This window comes from Snodgrassella sp. M0110, assembly GCF_016101465.1.
GTDB classification, from domain to species: Bacteria; Pseudomonadota; Gammaproteobacteria; order Burkholderiales; family Neisseriaceae; genus Snodgrassella; species Snodgrassella alvi.
The window spans coordinates 65,918-91,877 of sequence record NZ_JACFQM010000002.1 but is presented as its reverse complement, the minus strand read 5'-3'; the positions used below and the strand labels follow the sequence as shown (position 1 = coordinate 91,877).

General features: G+C 41.1%; 23 protein-coding genes. 17 read left to right on the top strand and 6 right to left on the bottom strand.

Annotated features, from left to right (window positions below; genetic code table 11):
- Nucleotides 1-141 precede the first annotated feature (141 nt).
- The 11 genes from ptsN to H3T84_RS03115 all read left to right on the top strand — a co-directional run bounded on the left by ptsN (nt 142) and on the right by H3T84_RS03115 (nt 10,229).
- On the top strand, nt 142-597 hold the full coding sequence (gene ptsN, locus H3T84_RS03165; RefSeq protein ID WP_025330763.1) for a PTS IIA-like nitrogen regulatory protein PtsN: 456 nt from the start codon (nt 142-144) through the stop codon (nt 595-597).
- Between the two features lie 12 nt (nt 598-609).
- Nucleotides 610-1,572, top strand: a complete 963-nt coding sequence (gene hprK, locus H3T84_RS03160) for an HPr(Ser) kinase/phosphatase (protein WP_025330762.1) — start codon at nt 610-612, stop codon at nt 1,570-1,572.
- Nucleotides 1,553-2,413: an RNase adapter RapZ gene (rapZ, locus tag H3T84_RS03155; protein WP_037476282.1), complete on the top strand. Its 861-nt coding sequence runs from the start codon at nt 1,553-1,555 to the stop codon at nt 2,411-2,413. The genes hprK and rapZ overlap by 20 nt, the downstream gene beginning before the upstream one ends.
- Before the next feature lie 89 nt (nt 2,414-2,502).
- Entirely contained in the window at nt 2,503-3,426 is a 924-nt protein-coding gene (ylqF, locus tag H3T84_RS03150) for a ribosome biogenesis GTPase YlqF (RefSeq protein WP_078475651.1), read from the top strand.
- A gap of 53 nt (nt 3,427-3,479) precedes the next feature.
- On the top strand, nt 3,480-4,070 hold the full coding sequence (locus tag H3T84_RS03145) for an SMC-Scp complex subunit ScpB (protein WP_198218408.1): 591 nt from the start codon (nt 3,480-3,482) through the stop codon (nt 4,068-4,070).
- A gap of 10 nt (nt 4,071-4,080) precedes the next feature.
- Nucleotides 4,081-5,118, top strand: coding sequence for a pseudouridine synthase (locus H3T84_RS03140; RefSeq protein ID WP_198217887.1), 1,038 nt, complete (start codon nt 4,081-4,083; stop codon nt 5,116-5,118).
- A gap of 236 nt (nt 5,119-5,354) precedes the next feature.
- The gene (locus tag H3T84_RS03135; RefSeq protein ID WP_232346093.1) at nt 5,355-5,846 is read left to right on the top strand and encodes a PAS domain-containing protein; all 492 of its coding nucleotides are present in this window, start codon (nt 5,355-5,357) and stop codon (nt 5,844-5,846) included.
- Complete coding sequence (locus H3T84_RS03130; protein ID WP_198217885.1) at nt 5,843-6,592, top strand: PhnD/SsuA/transferrin family substrate-binding protein; 750 nt, start codon at nt 5,843-5,845, stop codon at nt 6,590-6,592. The genes H3T84_RS03135 and H3T84_RS03130 overlap by 4 nt, the downstream gene beginning before the upstream one ends.
- A 150-nt stretch (nt 6,593-6,742) precedes the next feature.
- Nucleotides 6,743-7,696: a tRNA-dihydrouridine synthase gene (locus H3T84_RS03125; RefSeq protein WP_198217883.1), complete on the top strand. Its 954-nt coding sequence runs from the start codon at nt 6,743-6,745 to the stop codon at nt 7,694-7,696.
- Nucleotides 7,693-8,499 (top strand): RNA methyltransferase, encoded by an 807-nt coding sequence (locus H3T84_RS03120; RefSeq protein ID WP_198217881.1) that lies wholly within the window; start codon nt 7,693-7,695, stop codon nt 8,497-8,499. Before H3T84_RS03125 ends, H3T84_RS03120 begins: the two co-directional genes overlap by 4 nt.
- A gap of 140 nt (nt 8,500-8,639) precedes the next feature.
- Nucleotides 8,640-10,229 (top strand): YdgA family protein, encoded by a 1,590-nt coding sequence (locus H3T84_RS03115; RefSeq protein ID WP_198217879.1) that lies wholly within the window; start codon nt 8,640-8,642, stop codon nt 10,227-10,229.
- Between the two features lie 80 nt (nt 10,230-10,309).
- On the opposite strand, the gene mutL is transcribed toward H3T84_RS03115, so the two are convergent.
- Nucleotides 10,310-12,232 carry a DNA mismatch repair endonuclease MutL gene (mutL, locus tag H3T84_RS03110; RefSeq protein ID WP_198217877.1) on the bottom strand — a complete coding sequence of 641 codons (1,923 nt, stop codon included), beginning with the start codon at nt 12,230-12,232 and terminating at the stop codon, nt 10,310-10,312.
- 41 nt (nt 12,233-12,273) lie between these two features.
- Complete coding sequence (locus H3T84_RS03105; protein WP_084554406.1) at nt 12,274-12,918, bottom strand: DedA family protein; 645 nt, start codon at nt 12,916-12,918, stop codon at nt 12,274-12,276.
- A 148-nt stretch (nt 12,919-13,066) separates the two neighbouring features.
- Between H3T84_RS03105 and ettA the strand changes: the two genes are divergently transcribed.
- From ettA to H3T84_RS03075, 6 genes are all read left to right on the top strand, one after another.
- A complete protein-coding gene (ettA, locus tag H3T84_RS03100; RefSeq protein WP_037476301.1) occupies nt 13,067-14,734 on the top strand; it encodes an energy-dependent translational throttle protein EttA in 1,668 nt (555 codons plus the stop codon).
- A gap of 193 nt (nt 14,735-14,927) precedes the next feature.
- Nucleotides 14,928-17,372, top strand: coding sequence for an endopeptidase La (gene lon, locus H3T84_RS03095; protein ID WP_370523997.1), 2,445 nt, complete (start codon nt 14,928-14,930; stop codon nt 17,370-17,372).
- A gap of 201 nt (nt 17,373-17,573) precedes the next feature.
- On the top strand, nt 17,574-17,843 hold the full coding sequence (locus H3T84_RS03090) for an HU family DNA-binding protein (RefSeq protein ID WP_037476399.1): 270 nt from the start codon (nt 17,574-17,576) through the stop codon (nt 17,841-17,843).
- Between the two features lie 151 nt (nt 17,844-17,994).
- Entirely contained in the window at nt 17,995-19,530 is a 1,536-nt protein-coding gene (locus H3T84_RS03085; RefSeq protein ID WP_198217875.1) for a peptidylprolyl isomerase, read from the top strand.
- A 107-nt stretch (nt 19,531-19,637) separates the two neighbouring features.
- Nucleotides 19,638-20,984 carry an aldehyde dehydrogenase family protein gene (locus H3T84_RS03080; RefSeq protein ID WP_198218406.1) on the top strand — a complete coding sequence of 449 codons (1,347 nt, stop codon included), beginning with the start codon at nt 19,638-19,640 and terminating at the stop codon, nt 20,982-20,984.
- A gap of 110 nt (nt 20,985-21,094) precedes the next feature.
- Complete coding sequence (locus tag H3T84_RS03075; protein ID WP_198217873.1) at nt 21,095-21,871, top strand: toxin-antitoxin system YwqK family antitoxin; 777 nt, start codon at nt 21,095-21,097, stop codon at nt 21,869-21,871.
- 9 nt (nt 21,872-21,880) lie between these two features.
- Here the strand turns inward: H3T84_RS03075 and H3T84_RS03070 are convergent, their stop codons facing one another.
- The 4 genes from H3T84_RS03070 to H3T84_RS03055 form a co-directional block, all read right to left on the bottom strand.
- On the bottom strand, nt 21,881-22,177 hold the full coding sequence (locus tag H3T84_RS03070; protein ID WP_038648860.1) for a CHY zinc finger protein: 297 nt from the start codon (nt 22,175-22,177) through the stop codon (nt 21,881-21,883).
- A gap of 154 nt (nt 22,178-22,331) precedes the next feature.
- Nucleotides 22,332-23,570: an NADP-dependent isocitrate dehydrogenase gene (gene icd, locus H3T84_RS03065; RefSeq protein WP_078475624.1), complete on the bottom strand. Its 1,239-nt coding sequence runs from the start codon at nt 23,568-23,570 to the stop codon at nt 22,332-22,334.
- Nucleotides 23,571-23,714: 144 nt separating this feature from the next.
- Nucleotides 23,715-24,785: a DNA polymerase IV gene (dinB, locus tag H3T84_RS03060; RefSeq protein ID WP_198217871.1), complete on the bottom strand. Its 1,071-nt coding sequence runs from the start codon at nt 24,783-24,785 to the stop codon at nt 23,715-23,717.
- A gap of 88 nt (nt 24,786-24,873) precedes the next feature.
- Nucleotides 24,874-25,920, bottom strand: a complete 1,047-nt coding sequence (locus tag H3T84_RS03055; RefSeq protein WP_110414228.1) for a lysozyme inhibitor LprI family protein — start codon at nt 25,918-25,920, stop codon at nt 24,874-24,876.
- Nucleotides 25,921-25,960 lie beyond the last annotated feature (40 nt).

The window sequence follows — 25,960 nt, the reverse complement described above, 5'->3', positions numbered from 1 at the left end:
AGCATTATCAGGTAGAAATAAGAGATAATTTTGTAATTTGATTGTATTGAAATAAATTGCATCTGAATCAGCAAAGTAAATTAGTCCCCTTTTCGGATTAGCCGGCTGTACAGTGCAGTTTGATAGGAATTGAATATGAGCATGAGTTTAATTGGGGATATTTTACCGGTTTCACATGTGGTTCTTGATTTAAATGTAAGTAGTAAGAAACGTCTGTTTGAAGAAGCCGGTCAATTATTATCCGAAGAGGCAGGTTTGTCGCAGGAAGATGTTTTTAATTGTTTGTTTGCACGCGAAAAGCTGGGCTCAACCGCACTAGGTAAGGGTGTGGCCATTCCGCACGGGCGTACCGGTGCAGTGAAGGATACGGTAGGTGCGTTTTTCCGTCTGCAGACACCCATCGCATTTGATGCTCCGGATGAGCAACCCGTCAGTCTGGTATTTATACTATTGGTACCGGAAAATGCATCAACCAAGCATTTGAATGTTTTATCGGAACTGGCCGGAAAATTTTCACAAAAATCTGTACGCAATGCATTATTGTCTGCTACCAGTGCCGAAAGTGTGCGTGAAATACTGATAGCAGAACAGGTATAAGGAAACATTACTATGCCCAGTATTTCGGTACGGCGCTTATATCATGACAATCAGACAAAACTGAAACTTGCATGGTCTGCCGGCACAGCCGGTGCGGATAACCGTATCAGTATTGACGCCGATAAGCCGGTACTGGCGCTGGTAGGACATCTGAATTTTATTCATCCCAATCAGGTACAGGTAATCGGGATTGCAGAAGTCGAGTATCTGAATAAAATTGAAGCGGGTGAAATCAAAACCACGCTTAATGAATTGTTCGATTTGACTATGTCACTGATCATAGTCGCAAATGATTTACCTGTGCCCTATATGCTGCGTGATTATTGTCATACGCATAATGTTCCTTTGCTGACATCCAAAACAGAAAGCCCTTTTCTGATGGATGTTTTGCGAATTTATCTGCAGAGGGTGCTGGCAGCTTCTACAGTTAAATACGGCGTATTTCTGGATGTATTTGAAGTTGGTGTGCTGATAACCGGTCAGTCAGGTCTGGGTAAAAGCGAACTGGCACTGGAACTAATATCACGCGGACATGGCTTGGTGGCAGATGATGCGGTGGAGTTATACCGTATCGGGCCGGAAACACTTGAAGGCCGCTGTCCGGCTATGCTGAAAGATTTTCTTGAAGTGCGCGGTCTTGGTGTTTTGAATATACGGGCAATTTTCGGTGAAACTGCTGTACGACCCAAAAAGCAGTTACAGTTGATAATCAATCTGGTATTGGCCGATGATACCCATATGCAAAGGATTGACCGTCTGAGTATAAAAAGTGAAACTGAAAGCATTCTCAATGTATCTATTCGCAGTGTTACTCTGCCGGTAGCAGTGGGTCGAAATCTGGCTGTATTGGTAGAAGCTGCTGTCAGTAACTTTATTTTACAAATGCGTGGTCAGGACAGTACCAAGCAATTTCTGGATCGTCATAATTCAATGCTGAAAGAGGATGCGGTGAATCATGAGGATAGTATTGATTAGCGGATTATCCGGTTCCGGAAAATCCATTGCTTTACGTTTACTGGAAGATGTTGGCTTTGTCTGTGTTGATAATTTACCAGTAAAGCTGTTGCCTGGTCTAATTGAACACTATGCAGCCAGTCATGTAGCGCAACTTGGCGTAAGCGTAGATATCCGTTCACGCTTCAACCCTGCAGATCTATTGGAACTGGTCACACAGTTACGTACTCTGGGACATCAGGTAGATTTGCTGTTTTTAACTTCTTCAGTAGCCGTTTTACTGCGCCGGTTTTCAGAAACACGCCGCAGCCATCCATTGGCACGGGAACATAAAACATTAAGTGAGAGTGTTTCTGCTGAACAGCAATACATGTCCACTTTGCAAAGCTATGCTTATGTAATAGATACTTCATTACTGAATGTACCGCAATTGCGCCGTCAGATTCAGCAATGGTTGCACTTGCCGGTAGCGCCAATGCGTGTTGTTCTGGAGTCTTTTGGTTATAAATTTGGTGTACCTGCCGGTCTTGATTTCGTTTTTGATGTGCGTTTTTTACCTAATCCCTATTACGATTTCCACTTACGTCCGTATAGTGGTCTGGATGAACCTGTAAAGACATTTTTTTCCGGACAGCCAGTTATGGCAGAAATGATAGATGATTTATCCGGTTTTCTATTGCGCTGGTTACCGCACATGGAAAAAGAAAGTCGCAGTTATGTTAATATTGGCATCGGCTGTACTGGTGGTCAGCATCGTTCTGTCTATATTGTAGAAGCACTGGCAAACAGGTTAAATGCTTATTCAGTATTGATTCGGCACAGACAGTTAGAATTAAGTAATCATTCTGAAAAAACGGTATAATACGCATTATGCGTTATTCAGGCAGCCTGATGTCAGGCTGCCTGAATGTTTTCAGTTTTGATATTTTTGATTTCAGACAAGGACAGTTTATGGCTATTCAGTGGTATCCCGGGCATATGAACAAAGCCAAAAAAGTCATTGCCGAACGGATAAAGAGCGTGGATATGGTAATTGAAGTACTGGATGCCCGCCTGCCTGCTTCCAGTGCCAATCCTTTGCTGGCAAAACTGTCCGGGAATAAACCAAAATTAAAAATTCTGAACAAGCAGGACTTAGCTGATCCCGAGCGCACAGAGTTGTGGCTGGCTGATTACCGTTCCCAGCCCAATACGAATGTCTTGGCACTGGATGCATCAGAAAAGCAGGCTGCTAACAGAATTATTGCGGCCAGCCGTGCACTGGTTCCTAATCGCCACGGTTTGGACAGACCACTGAGAGTGCTTATTTGCGGTATTCCCAATGTAGGTAAATCTACCTTAATTAATGGCATGCTGGGTAAACGCAGTGCTAAAACCGGTAATGAACCGGGTATTACTAAGGCTGAACAGCGACTGATACTGGCTGATGATTTCTGGTTATACGACACGCCCGGAATGTTATGGCCGAAAATTATAGTTGAGGAGGCCGGTTATAATTTAGCTGCCAGTGGTGCCGTGGGTCGCAATGCCCTGGATGAAGAGGTGGTAGCACTGGAATTACTGGATTATCTGCGCCGGCATTATTTACCATTACTACAGCAACGCTATCAGGCTGACCTGAGCGAAAGCCCGCACTGGCTTGATGATCAATGGTTAGAATGGGTAGGTAAAAAGCGTGGTGCATTATTAAGTGGCGGGCGCATTGATTACCAGAAAGCTGCTGAACGCCTGCTGACTGATTTTCGTGACGGACTAATCGGTCGTATTACATTGGAAACGCCCAATCAGTGGGCAGTTTGGTTGAAAAAAGGTCAGCAGCATGAAGCACAGCTTAAGGCAGAACGGGCAGCCAGAAAAGCTGCGCGCAAAGGTTAATCTTTATAGATTATTTAAAACGGATTTCAATTTAAGTATAGAAATATATGACTATGAATCAATCTGTTTCTATCGATGCATTAATTGAAGCTGCATTGCTGACCCAAAGTGAGGCATTAAGTGAAAAAACTTTGTCTGCTCTTACTGAACCACCTTTATCATCAGATGAGTTAACCAGCATACTGGAAGCACTGCAAATACGCTGGCAAGAAAGGGCACTTAATCTGGTGCATAGTGCCGAGGGCTGGCGCTTTCAGGTTATTCATGCTGCCTATCCCCGTTTGGCCAGTCTGGATGTTCAGCGCACCCCCCGTTATTCCCGGGCTGTACTGGAAACACTGGCCATCATTGCCTACCAGCAGCCGGTAACGCGAAGTGATATTGAGGCTATCCGTGGTGTTGCTGTCTCAAGTAATGTTTTACAAACATTACAGGATCGAGGCTGGATAGAAATTATCGGACAGCGTGATAGCCTGGGAAGACCAAATTTATGGGCTACCACAGCTGGCTTTCTGAGTGATTTGCAGCTGGAAGATTTAAGCCAGTTACCACCATTAACTGAATTGGGTGAGCTTGTCTTACCTGATTTAAATGAACCTGCCGTAGATCAGTCTACCGCAGAAGAACTGTCTGAAGACAGATAGGAGTATATGAATGAATCAAGCTAAGAAAAAATTAACTAAACGTCAGATACGCGACGGAGTAGCCAGTAAAAGCAATAAACATGTTTCCGGGCGGCACTCTGGCAATAAGACCAAATCAGCTCTCAGACAGCAAAATAATACTGGTGGTAAAGCGGATAGTTCTGTAATTACAGCTAATCCAAAAACGAAAGTTCAGCGTGCCAAAAAACTGGTGCAGCGTACGCCTAATCAAGAAATTCAGCAACGGGCACGGATGCTGAAAGACCAGCGTATCAGTCTGGAAAAAATGGAGCCTGTGAGACTGCAAAAAGCTCTTGCCGCTTCTGGTGCCGGTTCAAGACGGGAAATGGAACAGTGGATTAGCCAGGGGCTGGTACGTATTAACGGTAAAGTGGCTCAATTGGGAGACAAAATCACGCCGGATGATGAAGTCAGTGTGCGCGGTTCTGCTATTAATATTAAATGGCCGGATCGTTTGCCGCGCATTATGGTTTATTACAAACAAGAAGGTGAAATTGTCAGCCGTGATGATCCCCAGGGAAGAGTCAGTGTATTTGACCGCTTGCCTCAAACTGCCAGCAGTCGCTGGGTAGCCATTGGTCGTCTGGATATCAATACATGTGGGCTATTGATATTAACCACTTCCGGCGAACTAGTTAACCGGTTTGCTCATCCGAGTTTTGAAGTAGAACGCGAATATGCTGTCCGTGTTCTGGGTGAACTGAGTGAAGAACAGAAACAGAGTTTGCTCAATGGTGTTGAACTGGAAGATGGTATTGCTCAGGCTCAGCATCTGTGGGAACAGGGTGGTGAAGGAGCGAATAAATGGTATAACATCATCATTAAAGAGGGTCGCAATCGTGAGGTAAGACGTTTGTTTGAAAGTCAGGGGTTGACTGTAAGCCGTCTGGTTCGCGTGCGATTTGGACCAATTGCTTTACCTAATAGACTGAAACGTGGTCAGTATTACGAACTGAATGAATTTGAAGTAGCCAATATTATGAAATGGGCTGGTTTATATCAGTCTGAGTCTTCAAAGAAACGGTAAATATAGAGCTTTTTTAGTTGATATATCGCTCAATTATATGTTATATCTAATTAATCAGTGTATATTTTTTTTTACATTAAATTGAATATGGGTTGATTTGTGTCAATAAATAGTGTCTTTTTTTACACAACCTGATTAAATGCTTTGTGTTCTTTTGCTAATCGGCGCAATATATATTGCAAATTAATTATTGCATTATTTGCTTGGTTGTCCACATTCAAGAAAATGGAGTCATAATGATTTCACCAATGAAAGTGCCTGAAATTGAACATCGCACATTTGAATTGACACATTACGATGGTATAAAACGCACGGTATATTGTACTGATGTAGAAACAGAGTTTCCTGACGGCTGTCTGATTACTTCAAGAACAGATCTGAAGGGAATTATCACTCATGCAAATGAAGTGTTTGTACACATGAGTGGTTGGTCGCGCGATGAACTGATGGGTGCCGAGCACTATATTTTACGCCATCCTGATATGCCCAAAGTAGCTTATAAAGATTTGTGGGATACTGTAGAGCAAGGAAAAAAATGGCATGGTTATGTAAAAAACCTGCGTAAAGATGGTGGTTTTTACTGGGTTTACGCTACGATAGTACCTAATATCCGTGATGGTGTTATTGAAGGCTATACCTCTGTACGACGTAAACCTTCCCGCAGTAAAGTATTAGAAATGCAGACATTATATGAAGGTCTCATGAAAGAAGAGCGGGGTAACTCATGACTATCAATTTTTTAATTGCCCCAGATTTTCCTCCTGAATACTATGCCGGATGGCATTTTCTTAATACTCGCCTGCAACGGCTGATTGATGCTCCAGTGCATTTATCTATGGCCAGCAATTCTGAAGAAGAACAGCAGGAAATTGACAATGATAATGTTGATATTATCTATGCCAATCCGTTCAATGCTTCCAAGCTTATTCGCGAACTTGGTTATTTGCCGGTAGTAAAGCCTGTCAATCGTTTTGATGAGATGGTTATTGCCAGTAGTGCTGACAGTGATATTAAGTCACTTGCAGATATCAAGCCCGGTATGTCAATTCTGTGTACCGAGAATTATGATGTTAAATTAATTGCTTTGCGACTGTTGGAAGCCGTAGATATAGAAGAAAAAGATTTAACATGGATTAAAAGTGAATCTTTTGCAGCTGTTGCACGCGGACTGATACAGAATCAGGGTAATATTGGTTTATTTATGTCCTCTGCTTATCATAAACTGACCTCTATTACACGTAGTCGCTTAAATCTGTTAATTGAAAGTAAAATCAATGATTTATATCATTTGATTTTATTGCATCCGCGTAATGCAGAAATGCTGGAAAACTTACAGAATGCATTCAGTACCATGCGTGATACTCCGGCTGGTGAAATGTTGCTGGAGGACTTGGGTTTAAATGACGGCTTTGAAGTATTGAAAAAAGAAGATGTTGAATTATTAATCGATCTGATTGAAACATTACGCGATTAAAGCTTTTAAAAGCAATTTTATTTTATAATTGTCGACGCAACTTGTTTATAAAACGAGTTGCGTTGTTTTTTGATTTAAGTAATTGTAATTTGTGTGAGCTGTATTATTTTGCAAACTAAAAGTACTGTACCAAAATTATTTTTGGCGCCTATGCAGGGTTTAATAGATGCGCCAATGCGCGATCTGCTAACACGCATTGGCGGATTTGATGTTTGTGTTACCGAATTTGTGCGCATAACTCATACCATTCATGGTCGCTCTATCTGGCTGAAATATATGCCTGAACTGGCAAATAATAATCAAACTCAGGCCGGTACTGCTGTGGCCGTACAGATATTAGGAAGCGATGCAGAAAATATGGCACTGAATGCTCAAAAAGTGGTTGAACTGGGGGCTACACATATTGATTTGAATTTTGGTTGCCCGGCTCCTACTGTTAACCAGCATCAGGGTGGTGCAGTTCTCCTGCAATATCCGGATAAAATTGAACAAATAGTAGCCAAAGTACGCAAAAGCCTGCCAGATAAATTTATGCTGAGTGCCAAAATGCGTCTGGGTTATGAAAATAAAGATCTGGCTCTAGATTGTGCACAGGCCATAGAACAGGGTGGTGCACAGCAGCTAACCGTACATGCACGTACAAAAAGCGAAGGATACCGGCCTCCCGCTCATTGGGAATGGATAGGGCGTATTAATCAGGTAGTTCGTATTCCGGTTATTGCCAATGGTGATGTATTTACACTGGTTGATTATCAGAAAATCCGTGCTGTTAGTAATTGTAAAGATGTTATGCTGGGGCGCGGGGCAATTCAATGTCCGGATCTGGCACGCCAAATTGCTGCCTATAATCATGGGCAAGTAATATCTGCACTATCATGGCAAGAAATTCTGCCGTGGATTAATGATTTTTTTAATAGTTGCTGTGATAAAGCTGCCGAGGGTTCTGCTTATCCGGTATCCAGACTAAAGCAATGGCTGGGCATGCTTAAATTAAATTACCCTGAAGCCGGAAAGTTATTTACCCAGCTGCGTACTTTAACAGCCGTTAATCAAATCAGTCAGGTTCTTAATCAGCAATTAGAAGAAAGCCAGAATATTGTATGAGTTATAAAATTATACAATCTGCCAGTAATAATGAGCTAAAGCATTTGTCCAGATTAATTGCTCAGTCTCATTACCGCCGTCAGCATCAGCTTGCTGTACTGGAAGGTGTTCATCTGATTGAAACATTCATTCAGGCAGGATATTTAATTCAGACATTATATTTACCGCAACAGCGTATTCATGACTCGGAAATTTCTGATTTACTCGCAACAATTCCGGCACATCAGGTTGTACTGGTTGCGAACAATCTACTGGATAAAATCAGTGATTTAGTTAATTCAAGAGAACCTGTAGCAATAGTGAAGCTACCGGAGGTTGTATCTGCATCAGATATTCAGGATGTTATTCTTTTAGAAAGAGTACAGGATCCCGGTAATACCGGTACCATTTTACGCAGTGCTCTGGCTGCCGGTGTTCATAATATTGTACTGAGCAAAGATAGTGTTGATGTCTGGTCGCCTAAAGTATTACGTGCAGCAATGGGCGCGCATGCCTATTTGAATATACAGACTGTTTCCGATTTAACAGCATGGTGTACAGATTATGCCTATCCGTTGTATGCTACGGCATTGAGTCCTGAGTCTCATAGTCTTTATACATTAAATCTGAACGAACCTGCCGGCTGGATATTCGGTAATGAAGGAAGCGGACTGAGTGCAAAAATGCTACAAGCTGCTTCCAGACGCGTAATTATTCCCATGACTGGTCAGACTGAATCACTTAACGTGGCTATGGCTGCAACTATTTGTTTATTTGAACAACAGCGGCAGCGGCTTTTGGTAAACACCCTACCAAACAATTAATATTTTTATTTTTCAGGTCTGATTTGCAGATACCGGAATGAAACTAGGGCAGTTATCAGCAGCAAACCCGGCGGACAAATGCTCTGTTTGATGTTATCCTGCTAATCTTGCAGAACGTAGATATATAAGATATTTCAAGCATGAATAAACGTATTGTAACGATTGTTGCTGCCTTAGTGGCGGTTGTATTACTGATTTTACTGGGTTTGCCATACTATCTGGGTATTAAAGCCCAGCAAAGTCTTGACGAACAGCGTGCTTTACTAGCCAAAAATTCTTTTCTACTGATTGAAAAGCAGAACTATGAACGCGGCTGGTTTAGCTCAACAGAGACTATGCAGATTCGCTTTAAACCCAGTTTTTTTGCCGGTGTACAGCAACAGTTACCGGATAATGTACGCACGGTACTGCAACAACCGATTACTTTGGTTAATCATGTACATCATGGATTATTTGCCGGCAGTATTCGTCCTGTACGGGCTCATGTAGAAACTGAGCTACAGTTCACGCCTCAGGCAAAACAGATTCTTGATCGTTTTTTTGGTCAGAATGCGCCACTACAGCTTGAAAATACTATTAATTTAAGTGGAAGCGGACAAATGCACGTTGTAATTCCGAAATTCAATTATGAAGAATTATCCGGAATTAAAATCAATTGGCAGGGGCTGGATTCTACAATTGATTATGCTAAAGATTTTAATAGTTATGATAGTCATACCGTCAGTCCTGGTCTGGATGTGATTCTGGCGACTAAAGGACATACGTCTTATCAGGATTTAAAGCTGAATAGCCATACAGAACATGGTAAAACATCACTGGCTTTAGGTAATAGTGATCTGAGTATCAAAAACATTACATTTATCTGGAATGATGTATCAGATAACAGTATCCGTTTAGATCAATTGGTTAATCTGGTAACCAATTTGCAGATAGGTGCATTTATTAGTCCGGCTGGTAGCAGTATTCCTGCCAAAATTAACATTCAGGATCTGAAACTGGCTACTTCTACTCAGGAAAAAGATCAGTGGATTAATAGCAATGGTAAATTTGGTTTTGCTAAATTAGAGTATGGCAATGATGTTTATGGTCCGCTGGATATTGATGCATCTGCCGAACATCTGGATGCAGCCAGTCTAGTAGCGATTAATAATAAAATTACTCAGTTATCCACTCAGAATCTGAATAATGAGCAACTTCGCGCAGCAATTGTATCTGCTGTACGTAATGAGGGGCAGGGATTGTTTACTCATGACCCGCTTATTAAACTGAACAGTTTTAAATTGCAAATGCCGCAGGGCTTAATAGATATACATGGCAGCCTTGGTTTCAAAAACCTGCTTGCCTCTGATATGCAGCAGTTTGGATTAATGCTGAACAAAACTGAATCAGAGATGGACTTTGCCATTCCTCAGGCAATAATGGAAAATTTTGCTATCAGTCAGGCTCGTGCCTTTTTTACTGTGGATGCCAGTGCTGGAGGTCCGGAAGCTCTTGAAGATATTGACCAGACAATCCGCTTGATGATTGATAGTGCAGTTAAATCCATGCAAACCAAAGGCTATATACAAGTCAACAATGGAGTTATTAAAACTCATCTGAAATTAATGGGTGGTAAGCTTTATCTGAATGGCAAAATGTGGAATAACGAATCAGAACCTGAGCCGGATTATGCTGAATTACCGGCAGCGTCTGAAACTGCTTCTGTATCTCAAGCTACCGCTAATCACTAACTACCATTAGTATAAAACCTCTTAATCTTGCTGATTAAGAGGTTTTTATTAATTTATATATCTAATCTTAGTATAGATAATTATTGACCTCTCAAAAATAAAGCATCCAAATCCTGCAAGCGAAGTTTTACCCATGTTGGGCGACCATGATTACACTGATTAGCACGTTCTGTAATTTCCATATCGCGCAGTAATGCATTCATCTCCGGTAAAGTTAATTTACGTCCCGCACGTACTGAACCGTGACAGGCTAAAGTGGAAAGAATGCGGTTTTCCCGTTCCCTGATGACTTCGCTACTGCCAATTTTCATTAAATCATCCAAAACTTCTTGTACCAGCATCTTAATATCGCTTTTTACCAACATAGCGGGTACGGTATGCACCACCAATTGCTGATGATTTTCAACCGAAATATCCAGACCATAATCTTGTAAAGTAGCGGCATATTCATTTGCCAGGGCAATTTCTTCATGGCTGGCATTAAAGCGGATTGGAATCAGTAATGTCTGACTATTTACTTTACCCGTTGCATCGCGCTGTTGCTTCATTTTTTCATAATTTACCCGTTCGGCACTAGCATGCATATCGACCAGAATAAGTGCGTCTTCTGCTTGTGCCAGAATATAGATATCAAGTAGCTGGGCAATAGCATATCCCAGTGGGGGAATTATCGTTTCATTTACCTGTACTGATTGATAAGTAGAATTTATACCGCGTACTTGCTCCAAGTTGGCCAGTTCATTATCAACTTCTGCTGATTGTGGGATACTGATTGTATTGTTTTCAAGTACTGGTTCTGATTTATATAATTCAGCATAAGTATTCAGAGCACTCTGTGATTCTTTTAAACTCAGATTGCGCTGAACTGGTGTATGGCTTCGCTGATATGGTGCCGGAGACTGTATTGCAGTATTGATTTTATTAGAACCAAATACTTGTTGAACTTCAGCCGGCTGTTTTTGCATAATATCTTTGAGTGCTGTTTCCGGCTGAGATACAGAGCTGGTATGGCTGGCATTCGTAGAAGCCAGACATTTATTCAAAGTATGAAATACAAGCTGATGTACAGCCTGACCTTGGCGGAAACGCACTTCAGTTTTGGTTGGATGGACATTTGCATCAACTTCGGTAGGAGGCAAGGTAAGAAACAGGATAAATGCAGGTGTTAAAGCCTGATGTAAAACATCGTTATATGCCTGTTTAACTGCATGCAGAATAATTTTATCCCGTACAAATCGTTGATTGACAAAAATATATTGCTGGCTGGTTTTGCCATGTGTAAAAGTAGGTTTACCAATAAGTCCGTGTAAACGCATTTCATTGAGTTTTTCATCAACACTCAGGCTGGCAGCGGTAAAATCTGTTCCCATAATGGCTGAGCAGCGCTCTTGCAGGGATTGCGCAGGCAATGAAAGTATATTTTTATTATTATGTTGTAAACTGAATGCTACTTCAGGATGAGCCAGTGCCAGACGTTCTACCATGGTACGGCAATGGGCAAACTCAGTTGCAGGAGATTTAAGAAACTGACGCCTTGCCGGTGTGTTGAAAAAAAGTTCAACTACATCAACAGTTGTTCCAATGGAATGTGCAGCTGGTTTAACATCACTGAGTTTGCCGTCTTCTGCATAAATCTGAGTTGCGTGATTATCCATATCTGTACGGCTGGTTAGAGTCAGGCGGCTGACTGAGGCAATACTGGCCAGACCTTCACCACGAAAACCCATGCTTACTACTTTTTCCAGATCTTCCAGAGAACTGATTTTACTTGTTGCATGGCGATGTAAAGCTAGCGGAATATCTGTCTTATCTATGCCCTGGCCATCATCAGTAACCGACAATCGTTTGATACCGCCGGCTTCCAGCTGAATATCAATATGGCTGGCTCCCGCATCCAGACTGTTTTCAATTATTTCTTTCAGTGCATTGGCCGGACGTTCAATCACTTCTCCGGCAGCTATCTGGTTAATTAAATGATCGGGTAATACATGTATCTGACTCATAACATGCCTGTAATATCGTTATTAACAGCAGAAAAGAATATTTAATTTTGCTTTGAAGCTGCAAATCTGTGGCGCAGTATTTCTATAACAGCCGGCAATAGAGAAACAGCAATGATAATAATCAGTGCCAGAGAAAGATTCTGTTTAATGAATGGCAGATTACCAAAAAAATATCCGGCATAAGAAAACAGCACAACCCAGAGGATAGCACCAATACAGTTATAGCGTATAAAATGACCATAATGCATATGTCCCATTCCGGCTACAAATGGTGCAAATGTACGCACTATTGGGACAAAACGGGCAATGATAATCGTTTTTCCGCCATGCTTTGCATAAAATTCCTGTGTTTTGTGTAAATAAATTTGTTTGAATATTTTTGAATGCGGATTTGCAAACAGATGGGCACCAAATTTTTTTCCGATTGAAAAATTTACGGCATCACCGATGATAGCGGCAGCCAGTAACAACACAACCATAAAATGCACATTCATTTCGCCTATAGCAGCGATTCCACCAGCTGCAAACAACAAGGAATCCCCAGGCAGAAACGGAGTAACTACTAATCCGGTTTCACAAAAAATCAAAGCAAACAGAATTACATAAATCCATATTCCATATTGAGTCACAATAAATTGCAGGTGCTGATCAATATGTAAAATGAAATCTATCAGAGTTGAGATTATATTCATGAAAGATAGCAAAGAAATAAATGGTGGTATTTTAACGCAAAGCATCCGGAAACAGCAGGTATATGCATGCTAAAATTAAAATCATAATCATCAGCCCTTCCTTTCAGGCTGATTCTGACTAATTTACACTGATGAATATGCTATGAGCCAATATGTATACTCAATGCTGCGCGTAAGTAAAACCGTGCCGCCACAAAAACAGATTATCAAGGATATTTCTTTATCTTTTTTTCCCGGTGCCAAAATTGGTTTGCTGGGACTTAATGGTGCTGGGAAATCCACTGTTTTAAAAATTATGGCCGGAGTAGATACCGAATTTGAAGGTGAAGCCATTCCAATGAGTGGTATCAAAATCGGCTATTTACCACAGGAGCCCCAGCTTGATGCTGATAAAACAGTAAGAGAAGAAGTGGAATCCGGTTTGGGGGATGTGGCTGGCGCACAGAAAAAACTGGAAGAAGTATATGCAGCTTATGCAGAGCCGGATGCTGATTTTGATGCGCTGGCTGAAGAGCAGGCACGGCTGGAAGCTATTATCGCGGCAGGGGCCGGAGATAATTTAGAACATCAGCTTGAAATTGCTGCTGATGCACTGCGGTTACCAGAATGGGATGCACGGATTGGTAATTTGTCCGGTGGGGAAAGACGCAGGGTTGCATTATGTAAATTGCTATTAAGTAAGCCGGATATGCTGTTACTGGATGAACCGACTAATCACCTTGATGCAGAATCAGTAGAATGGCTGGAACAGTTTCTGGTTCGTTTTCCGGGTACAGTAGTAGCTGTTACGCATGATCGCTATTTTCTGGATAATGCTGCAGAGTGGATTCTGGAATTAGACCGTGGGCATGGTATTCCATGGAAAGGTAACTATAGTTCATGGCTGGAACAAAAAGAAGCCCGACTTGAGAACGAAGCTAAAACCGAGGCCGCAAGAATTAAAGCCATGAAGCAAGAGCTTGAGTGGGTAAGACAGAATGCGCGCGGGCGTCAGGCTAAATCTAAAGCCCGTCTGGCGCGTTTTGAAGAAATGAGTAATTACGAATATCAGAAACGTAATGAAACTCAGGAAATATTTATTCCGGTAGCCGAGCGTCTAGGTAATGAGGTGATTGAGTTTGAGCGTGTCTGTAAAAGTTTTGGTGACAAATTACTCATTGATGATTTAAGTTTTAAAATTCCGCCTGGTGCCATTGTTGGTATTATCGGTCCAAACGGAGCCGGTAAATCTACATTATTCAAACTGATTACCGGACAGGAACAGCCGGATACGGGTGAGGTAAAGATTGGTCAGACAGTAAAATTATCAATTGTTGATCAAAGCCGTAACGGTCTGCATGATGATAAAAACGTGTTTGATGAAATTGCAGAAGGGCGTGATATTTTACAGGTAGGACAATTTGAAATTCCTGCGCGAGCCTATCTGGGCAGATTCAACTTTAAAGGCAGTGACCAGAGTAAAATTGTAGGAAAACTATCCGGAGGTGAGCGCGGACGTCTGCATCTGGCCAAAACTTTAATTTCCGGTGGTAATGTATTGCTGCTGGATGAACCATCAAATGATCTGGATGTGGAAACTCTGCGTGCACTTGAAGAGGCATTACTGGAATTTGCCGGCAGCGTACTCGTCGTTTCACATGATCGCTGGTTTCTTGACCGGATTGCCACACATATTCTGGCTGCTGAAGGTGAATCAAAATGGGTATTTTTTGATGGCAATTATCAGGAGTATGAAGCTGATAAAAAACGTCGTCTGGGAGAAGAAGGTGCAAAACCTAAACGTATTCGCTATAAACCGGTAATTCGCTAGTTTATCTGGCCGGACAGATTAATTTCAGATGCCATATATTTGTCCGGCTAATATTTCTCTTTTTAAAATAAATCTTCTTGATACAGAATTTTTCAATAATTATTCAATATTTGAAATACTTGAAAAAAACTGGTTTAGCACCATTTTAACATCCAATTTAATTGCATATTTCCAGGAAAGATTGAGGCATTACATGGCTGAAGTTTATGATTCTGCTCCGTTACAGCCAACCACGATGGCAATGTTGCCTTTGCGTGATGTTGTCGTTTACCCGCATATGGTATTGCCCCTTTTTGTAGGACGTGAAAAATCCATAGCGGCTCTGGATGCTGCCATGGAGCATGATGAACCGGTATTTTTGCTGGCACAGAAAAACGCAGATACTGATGAGCCACATGCTGAAGACATGTATGACATGGGCACAGTAGCCAGTATTCTGCAAGTGCTTAAATTACCTGATGGTACGGTTAAAGTACTTGTGGAAGGTCTGTACCGGGCTAAGGTACAGTATATTGATGAAAGCGGGCCGTATGTTGAGGCTCATATAGAAAAATGTACGGATGCCATTGAAGAGGATAAACACGATGATGAGGCATTACGTCGTACATTATTATCCCAGTTTGAACAGCTGGCAAAATTGAATAAAAAAATTCCGGCAGAAGTCATTACTACTATTAACGGTATCGATACTCTTAGCCGTCTGGCTGATACTATTGCTGCCCACTTGCAGCTGAAACTTGATCAGCGTCAGCAAATCCTTGCTATGACCAATGTGACTGCGCGTCTGGAACATTTACTTCATTTGCTTGAGTCTGAGCTGGATATCCTTCAGGTAGAAAAACGTATTCGCGGGCGAGTAAAGCGGCAAATGGAAAAATCGCAGCGCGAATATTATCTGAATGAGCAGGTAAAAGCGATTCAGAAAGAGCTGGGTGAAGAAGATGATGATCTGACTAATCTTGAAGCGCAGATTCGCCAGGCAGGTATGAGCAAAGAGGCAGAAGAAAAATGTCTGTCTGAATTCAAAAAATTGCGCATGATGCCTCCGATGTCGGCTGAATCAACAGTTGTTCGTAATTATATAGATACGCTGCTTGAATTACCGTGGAAAAAGAAATCTAAGGTAAGCAAAGATATTGTCAAAGCCGATATGATTCTGAATGCCGACCACTATGGTCTCGAAAAAGTTAAAGAACGCATTCTTGAATATCTTGTAGTACAAAAACGCATGAATCAGCTTAAGGGTCCTATTTTATGTCTGGTCGGCCCTCCAGGTGTAGGTAAAACATCACTGGGTGAATCCATTGCTAAAGCGACCGGACGAAAATATGTTCGTATGGCGTTAGGTGGTGTACATGATGAGAGTGAAATCCGCGGCCATCGTCGAACTTATATCGGCTCAATGCCCGGTAAAATTCTGCAAAACATGGCCAAGGTTGGTGTTAAAAACCCACTATTTTTACTCGATGAAATTGATAAATTAGGTAATGATTTCAGGGGTGATCCTGCTAGTGCTTTACTTGAAGTGCTTGATCCTGAACAAAACCATTCTTTTTCTGATCATTATGCAGAGGTTGAATTTGATTTATCAGATGTGATGTTTATTGCTACCTCTAATAGTATGAATATTCCGTCTCCGCTATTAGACCGTATGGAAATTATTCGTCTTTCCGGTTATACCGAAGACGAAAAAATCAATATTGCCATGAAATATCTGGTAGCCAAACAGATCAAGCAAAATGGTGTACGCGACGGTGAAATCTGCATTGAGGAATCAGCTGTACGCGATATTATCCGTTATTACACCCGTGAAGCCGGTGTACGTTCACTTGATCGTGAAATAGCCAAAATTTGCCGTAAAGTAGTAATGAAGCAAGCGGTTGCAGCAGAAAATACCAGTAAAGGTAAAAAAGCTAAAGCAAAACCAGAAACGATTGTAATTAATGCAGATAATTTACATGACTATCTTGGTGTCCGCCGCTTTGATTATGGAGTAGCGGAAAATGAAAACCGTATTGGTCAGGTAACAGGATTAGCCTGGACAGAAGTAGGTGGTGAACTTTTAACTATTGAAGCCAGCAAATTTCGTGGTAAAGGCAATATTCTGCGTACTGGGAAGCTGGGTGATGTGATGCAGGAATCTGTCAGCGCTGCGTGGAGTGTTGTTCGTTCACGGGCTGAAAGTCTGGGTATCGAGCCTGATTTTTATGAAAAAAATGATATTCATGTACATGTTCCTGAAGGTGCTACGCCGAAAGATGGTCCGAGTGCAGGTAGCGCTATTACTTTAGCTTTGGTTTCTGCTTTTACCGGTATACCGGTGCGTGCGGATGTAGCTATGACTGGTGAAATTACTCTGCGAGGAGAAATTCTGCCAATTGGCGGGCTGAAAGAAAAGCTGCTGGCTGCTTTACGTGGCGGAATAAAGCATGTGCTGATTCCGAAAGACAATGTTAAAGATCTGGAAGAAATTCCGGCAAACATCTGTGAACAGCTGACTATTCACCCGGTACAGTGGATAGATGAAGTACTTAATCTGGGGCTGGCTTATCCGCCCAGCCCGTGGCAGAGTACACCTGAAGAAAATTTGATGGCTAATTCAGCGTCTAAGTCAACTCCAAAAACTGTAAAACATTAAGTATGCAGCCATTCACCAACACTAATTGGTGAATGGCATTGTTTTTGGCATGATTTAACTCAATGTAGATGTGTCGGCGCTTGACATAAAGAATTTGGGCTTGTTATAAAGTAATCGTAATGTATTGTTCAGTTTTTGCCATAAAGGAAATGGGCGGAAACTGGAAATCATATGAACATAACAACAGAAAGGGACTTTATTGTGAATAAGTCTGAATTGATTGAAGCTATTGCTCAGGAAGCCGATTTATCTAAAGCTTCTGCAGCAAAGGCTCTGGACGGTATGATTAGCTCTGTTACTAAAGCACTGAAAAGTGGTGATACTGTAACTTTAGTGGGTTTCGGTACATTTTATGTGGGCGAACGTGCTGCACGTGCCGGACGTAACCCGAAAACTGGCGAGCCATTGCAAATCAAAGCAGCCAAAACTCCTAAGTTCCGTGCAGGTAAAGCACTGAAAGATGCTCTTTGATTTAAATTTTGCAATTAGACTGGGCGGGAATTCTCCCGCCTTTTTTATTGTTTGTCGTTTTTGTGCATTATGATTGTAATCACCATGGTTTAGCTTAACAAAAACCGCTACAATACTATTTATGTCTGTTTCAAAAAGTTAACTGGATCCCATGTTTCACATTGTAGAAAAATATAAAACCCCGGCTCAGATTATTCTGGGTGTAATTTGTCTGAGTTTTGTGTTTGCAGGCGGCTATTCACTGGCTGTTCCCGGTTCTGATTATGTCAGCAAAATAGGTGATATTAAAATCAAAGCAGATGATGTCAACGATTTCCAGCGGAGGTTACAGAATGCTTCTGGTAATCCGGTAAATAAACAGCTTGCTTATCAAACTCTGATTAACCAGGCTTATATTCAGCAGGGTGCCTATGATATGAATATTAGTGTGCCAATCAGCCAGATAAAACAGGTAATTGCATCTGATCCAAGTTTTCAGGAAAACGGAAAATTTGTTGAAGCCAAATATCGCGAGTTTTTACAACAGTCAGGAATGACAGAAGAAGCTCTGATAGACGGTATGCGTAAACAGTACGCTATGCAGACTATGTTAAATCTTATGAAGGCCGGTAATGTCGTGAGTGATGTGCAGGCCAGACAAATGATTAATTTATTGCAGGCTTCACGCCAATTACAGACAGTAACTTTTCCGGCAACAAATTTTGCCAGTCGGGTTGCTGTTGATGATAGTAAACTGAAAGCATATTACGAAGCGAATAAAAAGCAGTATTTTATGCCACAGGCAGTGAAGTATGAGTTTGTAGAACTCTCTGCTGCAGAGCTCGGAGCTAAAGAAAAAGTCAGTGAAGCTGAATTACAGGAAGCATATAATCAGATTCCGGCTTCTGCATCAGCACCAAAACCCTCATTGGAAAGTGTGAAAACACAATTAACTCAAGAGCTCCAGATTCGTAAAGGTGCTGCAACAATTGCGAAAATGAAAGAAACTGTCAGCGACCTGGCATTTAATAATCCTAAAACACTGCAGCCAATTAGTGACAAACTTGGTTTACAAATCCATAAGGCTGATCAGGAATGGGTAACACGCGATATGGCCACAGCCAATGGTATGCCTAAAGCGTTACAAGATGCATTGTTTGGAAATGAAGTGCTGATAAAGCGTAACAACTCTGAACCGGTTGATCTGGGTAATGGTACTTACTGGGTAGTACGCGCTGTAGATGTACGCACAGAACATCAGGCAACTTTTGCAGAAGTAAAAGCTCAGGTACAACAGGATTATGTTGCAGCAGAAGCTAAAAAGCTTGCTACAAATTCTGCTAAACAGGCTTTAGATAATCTGAATAAAGGTAATACCGCTAATCTGGAATGGTCGCCAAGTGCTGATCTGACTCCGCAGCAAGCCATGGCCATTATGTCTAAGGGTGATTTTCAGCTTTGGATGAAAGCTAAACCAGCAAATAATAAACCCGCATATATTTTAATTACTGAACAACAAAATCCTATATTAGTTAAAATAACTGCGATTAAACCACCTCAGGATATAAATAATGTTTTGCCTCAGGCTAAACAGATAATCAGCCAGAGCCTGGCACAGAATCTGGCTTTTTCTAATCTGCAATGGTTAAAAAACCGCTATAAACTCAAACAGGGTGCTCAAAAGTTGGATACAGTTGACGAGCAATAAATTTCTATTGACCTTATAAATTTTATAAGGTCAATATTTTTTGAAACATGTATTGTCTTGTATTCAATATGTATGGATTTACCGTTTGCAGTTGAAGGATTTTTGTGTTGTATACCAGTTATCATGCCATTACAGGTGAAACTCTATTTACCCGTGAAAGTCTGACCAGAGCTGAATTCGATTTACAGTATCAGCAGCTGACCAGTAAACAAAGTAATTTTGCCTGTGAAAATGTGCAAACACGTACTCATTATCTTTTAGAGTTTGCTCAGCGACTGGAACAAGCACAAACTGAACTGGCCTATCAGATTTGTATTGAAGTAGGGCGCTGTTTGCGTGAATGTGAAGCAGAAATCAGTAAGTCTATTGCTTTGATTCGTTATTATGCGCATTTAGCGCCCGAGCTGCTTGCCCATAAAACTATTGCCACGCAGGCAAGCCTGAGTCAGGTTCGCTTTGAGCCTTTAGGAACAGTATTGGCAGTAATGCCATGGAATTATCCGGTATGGCAGATTTTGCGCTTTGCTATTCCCGCTTTATGTACCGGAAATGCCTGTCTGGTAAAACCGGCACCTTCTGTAGGCAAAATTAGCCAGATGCTGTTTGAATTGATAGGGGATGATTTACCTTTACAACTTGTCTGGCTCAGTAATGATGATATTGAATATGCTATTGCTCAAACGCAGGCACTGGCTTTTACCGGTTCAACCCAAACCGGGCGATATCTGGCAGCACTGGCCGGCCGCCATTTACGCAAATGTGTTATGGAGCTGGGCGGAAGTAATGCGTTCATTGTATTAAATGATGCGGATATTGAGCAGGCTGCTGCAGATGCTTGTTATTCACGCTTTCGCGATGCAGGTCAGTCATGTAATGCAGCCAAACGTCTGATTATAAATAATGATATTGCTGATGAATTTTTGGCTGCTTTTATGCAACACTGCCGGAAACTACAAATGGGGGAGCCATGGCTGCTGTCCACAACTTTGGCACCACTGCATCGCAATGATTTACGTACATTGGTTCATGCGCAGGTTCAGGATGCACTAACCCAGGGTGCACAATGCTTACTTGGCGGTAAAATCCCGGAAAATGTACAAGGCTGGTTTTATCCGGCTACTATTCTGGATAAAGTCAATCCGGATTGTCGTGTATATCATGAAGAAGTATTTGGACCAGTAGCGATTATTTTGCGAGCCAATGATAATCATCATGCATTAACGCTGGCTAATGATAATCCTTTTGGTCTGGGAGCCAGTATTTATACGCAGAACACTTCACAGGCATGGAAATTCGCAGAACATTTAAATGTGGGTAGTGTATTTATTAACCGACATACCAGTAGTGATTTACGCCTGCCTTTTGGTGGAGTAAAAGATTCCGGATTCGGACGCGAATTGTCAGAATTTGGAATTTATGAGTTTGTTAATGTGAAAACCTACTGGCAAAAATAATTGATACATTCATATAATCAATCATTTATTTGAAAAAGAATGTAATATCTATAGATATAATTTTTATTGCATAAAATAATGAATCTACTTAGTAAAAAGGGACAGGAACTATGTATGTAGCCAGACGCTTTTACTGGTTCGTACTCGCCATAATACTTTTTTTGATTGTAATTACAGTTGTATGGCAGATAAAGTCCCAAGCGCATAAAGCTGTCAATACAGATATAAACCAACAGGTTGTGAATAAGAAGCAGCCAAAGGTTCAATATCATCAGAATTCTCACCAATCAAAAAACGATCAGGTTAATGAACAGATTCTTTCCGAACCTGAAAAAAACAAATATGCTGCTGAATATGCTTTACCCATAGATCAGTTACAACAGTTAATTCCGGCTATGAAAGAAGGCGTATTACAGCTATCGTATCCGGATGGTAAAAAGAAACTACAAGGCAACTATAAAAATGGTAAACCAGTCGGACAATGGCATAGCTGGTATCCAAATGGCCGGCTTGCGATTGAAATAAGCTGGAAAAATGGTTTACCGAATGGCAAAACACGCAGCTGGTATGAAAATGGCCATAAACGCGGAGAAATTTATTTCGTTAACGGAAAAGCAGAAGGGCGCTGGCAGCGCTGGTACGCTAACGGGCAGATAAAACAGGATATGACTGTACATCAAGGCGTGGTAAAAACGATGACTACGTGGGATAACAGCGGACATCTGATTTCTGATGTTGCAATTATAGATAATAAAGTCAACGGTGTTGTTCTAACCTGGTATGATTCAGGTGCCAAAAAAAGTGAATCTGTATTTGAAAAGAACGAACTAGTACGTAAAACCGAATGGGATGAAGATGGACTAATTGTTGACCTTGATGATAACTAATAATATATATTATTTAAAATAAATATCTTTATGTAATGCGCAGCGTGGATTAAAAGAAGCCTGACAAAACGGACACTGATATTGCTGATACTGTTTATAGGTTAAGAGGGTTTTGCAATTTCCACACATAACCGGTTGGCTATTTTCAGTTGTCATGGCTACAAATGTATGATCACACATCAAATCATGGCATTTAAAGCAGGCATAGTATTGTTTACACTGGGCACATTGAAGGGCAGCGATATCATTTTCATTATGATAGTGTACACAGCGACCGCAAGAATCGGTTTGAATTCCTAAAATCATTGTTTTCAACTTTCCAGATAATATTCATTATAGCTGAACATAACTGTTTTTGAAGATAACTGTCTTTATATTTCGAACGGATTAAAAATTTTATTTTATAAAAAAACCGAATCCCGTTTCAGGATTCGGTTTTGTGAATACATAATATGAAGAGTTACATACGTTCAATCAGAGCTTTACCGAAATCTGAGCAGGAGACTTCTTTTGCACCTTCCATCATACGGGCAAAATCATAGGTGACTATTTTGTCGGCAATGGCTTTTTCAATTGAGGTAATAACCAAATCCGCAGCTTCTTTCCAGCCTAAATGACGTAACATCATTTCGGCAGACAGAATAATAGATCCCGGATTAACTTTATCCTGACCGGCATATTTAGGTGCAGTACCATGTGTTGCTTCAAATACGGCATATTCATCAGAGATATTGGCTCCCGGGGCAATACCGATACCACCAACCTGAGCAGCCAAAGCATCTGAAATGTAGTCACCATTCAGATTCAGTGTCGTAATCACATCATATTCAGCCGGACGCAGCAAAATCTGCTGCAGGAATGCATCAGCAATACAATCTTTAATGACGATATTTTTACCGGTTTTCGGATTTTTAAATTCGCACCATGGTCCATCACCAATTAAAGTTGCGCCAAATTCATTTTTAGCCACTTCATAAGACCAGTCACGGAATCCACCTTCGGTAAATTTCATGATGTTACCTTTATGAACAATGGTAACACTGTCTCGGTCATTATCAATAGCATAACGTATAGCTGCGCGGGTCAGGCGTTGTGAACCCTCTTTAGAAACAGGCTTAATACCAATGCTGGATGTTTCAGGGAAGCGGATTTTGGTAACACCCATTTCACCTTGCAGGAAGTTAATAATTTTTTTAGCATCAGCTGTTTCTGCAAACCATTCAATACCTGCGTAAATATCTTCAGTGTTCTCACGGAAAATAACCATGTTAACTTTACTAGGATCTTTAAGCGGAGAAGGTACGCCTTTGAAATACTGCACAGGACGTACACACTGATATAAATCCAGTTGCTGACGAATGGCAACATTCAGTGAACGAATACCGCCGCCTACCGGTGTAGTCATCGGTCCTTTGATTGCTACTTTATATTCTTTAATGGCTTCCAGTGTTTCTTCCGGTAACCATACATTTTCACCATAAACTTTAGTGGCTTTTTCACCGGCATAAACTTCCATCCAGACAATTTTTCTGGAACCGTTATAGGCTTTCGCTACTGCTGCATCAATAACGTCTTTCATCACTGGCGTAATATCAACACCAATACCATCCCCTTCAATAAAAGGAATGATTGGATCATTCGGAATAGCTTGGCCAGAAACGATTTTATGACCTTCTGTCGGCACTTTAATGTGACTCATGGTAACTCCTGTGATGTTACTTTTTCTGATAAAGGGCTACTTACTCCCGCTTGCAGCCTGACAGCCTCATTATCCTTTATTTTGTTAACTTAAGCCAGAAAAATGTAGTGCGATGTAGTCGGAAATTGTTTTAGGGAGATATCATCAGAATGCATTTTCAGAAGTCCATAAATCAGGCTGATATTCATGCTGATAGAAATGGCTGATACCCAGACCAATCAGCCGGAATTGTTCGCCATTGTCCGGTAATCGTTTGAGTAAATCCTGCCCGGCAGCAATCAAAGCTGCAGCATCAGGTAAAGGAGAAGAGTAGGTCTGCGAACGTGTATGAATCTGAAAATCGGCAGTTTTTAATTTTAAAGTTACACAATTTCCCTGCAACTGTTTCTGCTGCATCGTTTCTACCAATGTTTGTGCCAGATCAGGCAGATGGCGTGCGATTTCAATCAGATTTTCATTTTTGATAAGTGTAATTTCCGTAGATATCTGTTGGCGGTTACGTTCAGGAGTAACTTCGCGGTCATCACGCCCCTGAGCTAGATCAAACAGCCGGTATCCCCAGCGACCAAAATGATGCACTAAAACAGATAAATTTACCTGACTTAAATCTCCGACTGTTTTCCAACCTAAGGCATTCATTTTCTGCTCTGTTACTTTACCGACTCCGGGAATTTTACCTAATGGTAATTTCTGCAAAAAATTCATCACTTGCGAAGGTGCAATAACAAACTGACCGTTTGGCTTGCGCCAGTCAGAAGCAATTTTAGCCAGAAATTTGTTAGGGGCAATACCGGCGGAGGCAGTCAAACCGGTTTCTGACAGAATTGATGCGCGTATTTCACTGGCAATATCTCGGGCATAAGGCAGATTGCCCTGATAATTAGTGACATCGAGATAAGCCTCATCCAAAGATAAGGGTTCAATTTGATGTGTATAGCGGCTAAAGATACTGTGAATATACTGTGATACTGCACGGTATTTATTGAAATCTGGAGTAATATAAATTGCCTGAGGGCATAATCGCTTAGCTGTAGATACAGCCATAGCAGAATGCAGTCCATATTTGCGAGCCGCATACGAGGCAGCACAAATTACTGACCTTGGTCCATCCCATGCTACAACAACAGGTTTGTTTTGAAGTTCGGGACGATCGCACAATTCTACTGACGCATAAAATGCGTCCATATCAATATGAATGATTTTCCGATCCGACATGTTTATACTTTATTATTTATTAATTATGCGGGATCAGACACCAGTAATATAAAAAAATAATACTGATGTCCAGACTAATAATGACGAATTAATGCAGGCTATAACCGTTAAGATACTTAATACGTTCATTAGTCATTAGTGTATCACATTCCAGCCGTATTAGTTCCGCCTGAGCGGGAGAACCAGCTTTAGCTGCTTTTGCCTGACACTGACTGGTTTTCTGGGCTATCCATTTCTGTTCTTCCTGCTGCAAGGTATTACGAACAGTATCGTTCAGATTATGCCATTTCGCATTAATAACACTATTGGCATTGCGGTTATTATCCCGTGCCTGCTGCAACTGATCAGCAGTTATATCGTTTTGGATAATGTGATTGTTATCAGCCTGATTATTATTCTCTGTTGCTAAAGAATGACCGTTAAGAATATCACTTGCTTTCTGAGCTTCTGGGCTGAGGCGATCTAATGGTAAAACCTGGGCATTGGGATTAGTGATCAGCTTGATAGCATCTGCACGATTGTACATATGCCCGGCAATCATGACTGTATCCTTGATACCATAGGGTAATAGTGCATTACCTAAAACAGTACTTAAGGTTTGAATACCTGTCTGATCAAATTTGCTGGCGGAATTGGTTACAGATGCTGCATTAGCATTTGTTTTGTCTGAAACAGGTGCATATTGGATAGGTTTAGTAAAAACATTATCATGCAGGGTAACTTCATTACCTTGCAACTGCTGATTGAGATGGGCAATAAAATCAGTTTTACCAAATAACAACGGTGCATTTGTCTGAATTTGCTGCCAAATATTAGTTGGAACGGTAATTTTTAGCTCACTGCTGCAAACAGGATTACCATTATTGTCTTTATCCAGCTTGCCATCAGACACGGCTACAGATAATTCATGGCTGGCATTGATTACTTTATCTGCATCTACAAACTGACGGCTGTCATTTTGAGCAAACTGATGAACATTATTATTGATACCTGTCTGCAGGGTTTGCTGAATCTGACTGCGAAGCTGCTCACTATTGCAGCTTAGCTTTGCTTTAGATGCTTCTGAATCATCCCTTGAACAGGCTGCCAAAGAAATAATGCTGATGATGCTGTATACAAGTATGCTTCTTTTCATGATTGTTTCCTATATTGATAATGGATAAAAGACAACTTGA

Coding starts and splice junctions, on each gene's coding strand:
- ptsN (WP_025330763.1), top strand. CDS start 142: ATGAGTTTAATTGGGGATATTTTACCGGTTTCACATGTGGTTCTTGAT.
- hprK (WP_025330762.1), top strand. CDS start 610: ATGCCCAGTATTTCGGTACGGCGCTTATATCATGACAATCAGACAAAA.
- rapZ (WP_037476282.1), top strand. CDS start 1,553: ATGAGGATAGTATTGATTAGCGGATTATCCGGTTCCGGAAAATCCATT.
- ylqF (WP_078475651.1), top strand. CDS start 2,503: ATGGCTATTCAGTGGTATCCCGGGCATATGAACAAAGCCAAAAAAGTC.
- H3T84_RS03145 (WP_198218408.1), top strand. CDS start 3,480: ATGAATCAATCTGTTTCTATCGATGCATTAATTGAAGCTGCATTGCTG.
- H3T84_RS03140 (WP_198217887.1), top strand. CDS start 4,081: ATGAATCAAGCTAAGAAAAAATTAACTAAACGTCAGATACGCGACGGA.
- H3T84_RS03135 (WP_232346093.1), top strand. CDS start 5,355: ATGATTTCACCAATGAAAGTGCCTGAAATTGAACATCGCACATTTGAA.
- H3T84_RS03130 (WP_198217885.1), top strand. CDS start 5,843: ATGACTATCAATTTTTTAATTGCCCCAGATTTTCCTCCTGAATACTAT.
- H3T84_RS03125 (WP_198217883.1), top strand. CDS start 6,743: ATGCAGGGTTTAATAGATGCGCCAATGCGCGATCTGCTAACACGCATT.
- H3T84_RS03120 (WP_198217881.1), top strand. CDS start 7,693: ATGAGTTATAAAATTATACAATCTGCCAGTAATAATGAGCTAAAGCAT.
- H3T84_RS03115 (WP_198217879.1), top strand. CDS start 8,640: ATGAATAAACGTATTGTAACGATTGTTGCTGCCTTAGTGGCGGTTGTA.
- mutL (WP_198217877.1), bottom strand. CDS start 12,232: ATGAGTCAGATACATGTATTACCCGATCATTTAATTAACCAGATAGCT.
- ettA (WP_037476301.1), top strand. CDS start 13,067: ATGAGCCAATATGTATACTCAATGCTGCGCGTAAGTAAAACCGTGCCG.
- lon (WP_370523997.1), top strand. CDS start 14,928: ATGGCTGAAGTTTATGATTCTGCTCCGTTACAGCCAACCACGATGGCA.
- H3T84_RS03085 (WP_198217875.1), top strand. CDS start 17,995: ATGTTTCACATTGTAGAAAAATATAAAACCCCGGCTCAGATTATTCTG.
- H3T84_RS03075 (WP_198217873.1), top strand. CDS start 21,095: ATGTATGTAGCCAGACGCTTTTACTGGTTCGTACTCGCCATAATACTT.
- H3T84_RS03070 (WP_038648860.1), bottom strand. CDS start 22,177: ATGATTTTAGGAATTCAAACCGATTCTTGCGGTCGCTGTGTACACTAT.
- icd (WP_078475624.1), bottom strand. CDS start 23,570: ATGAGTCACATTAAAGTGCCGACAGAAGGTCATAAAATCGTTTCTGGC.
- dinB (WP_198217871.1), bottom strand. CDS start 24,785: ATGTCGGATCGGAAAATCATTCATATTGATATGGACGCATTTTATGCG.
- H3T84_RS03055 (WP_110414228.1), bottom strand. CDS start 25,920: ATGAAAAGAAGCATACTTGTATACAGCATCATCAGCATTATTTCTTTG.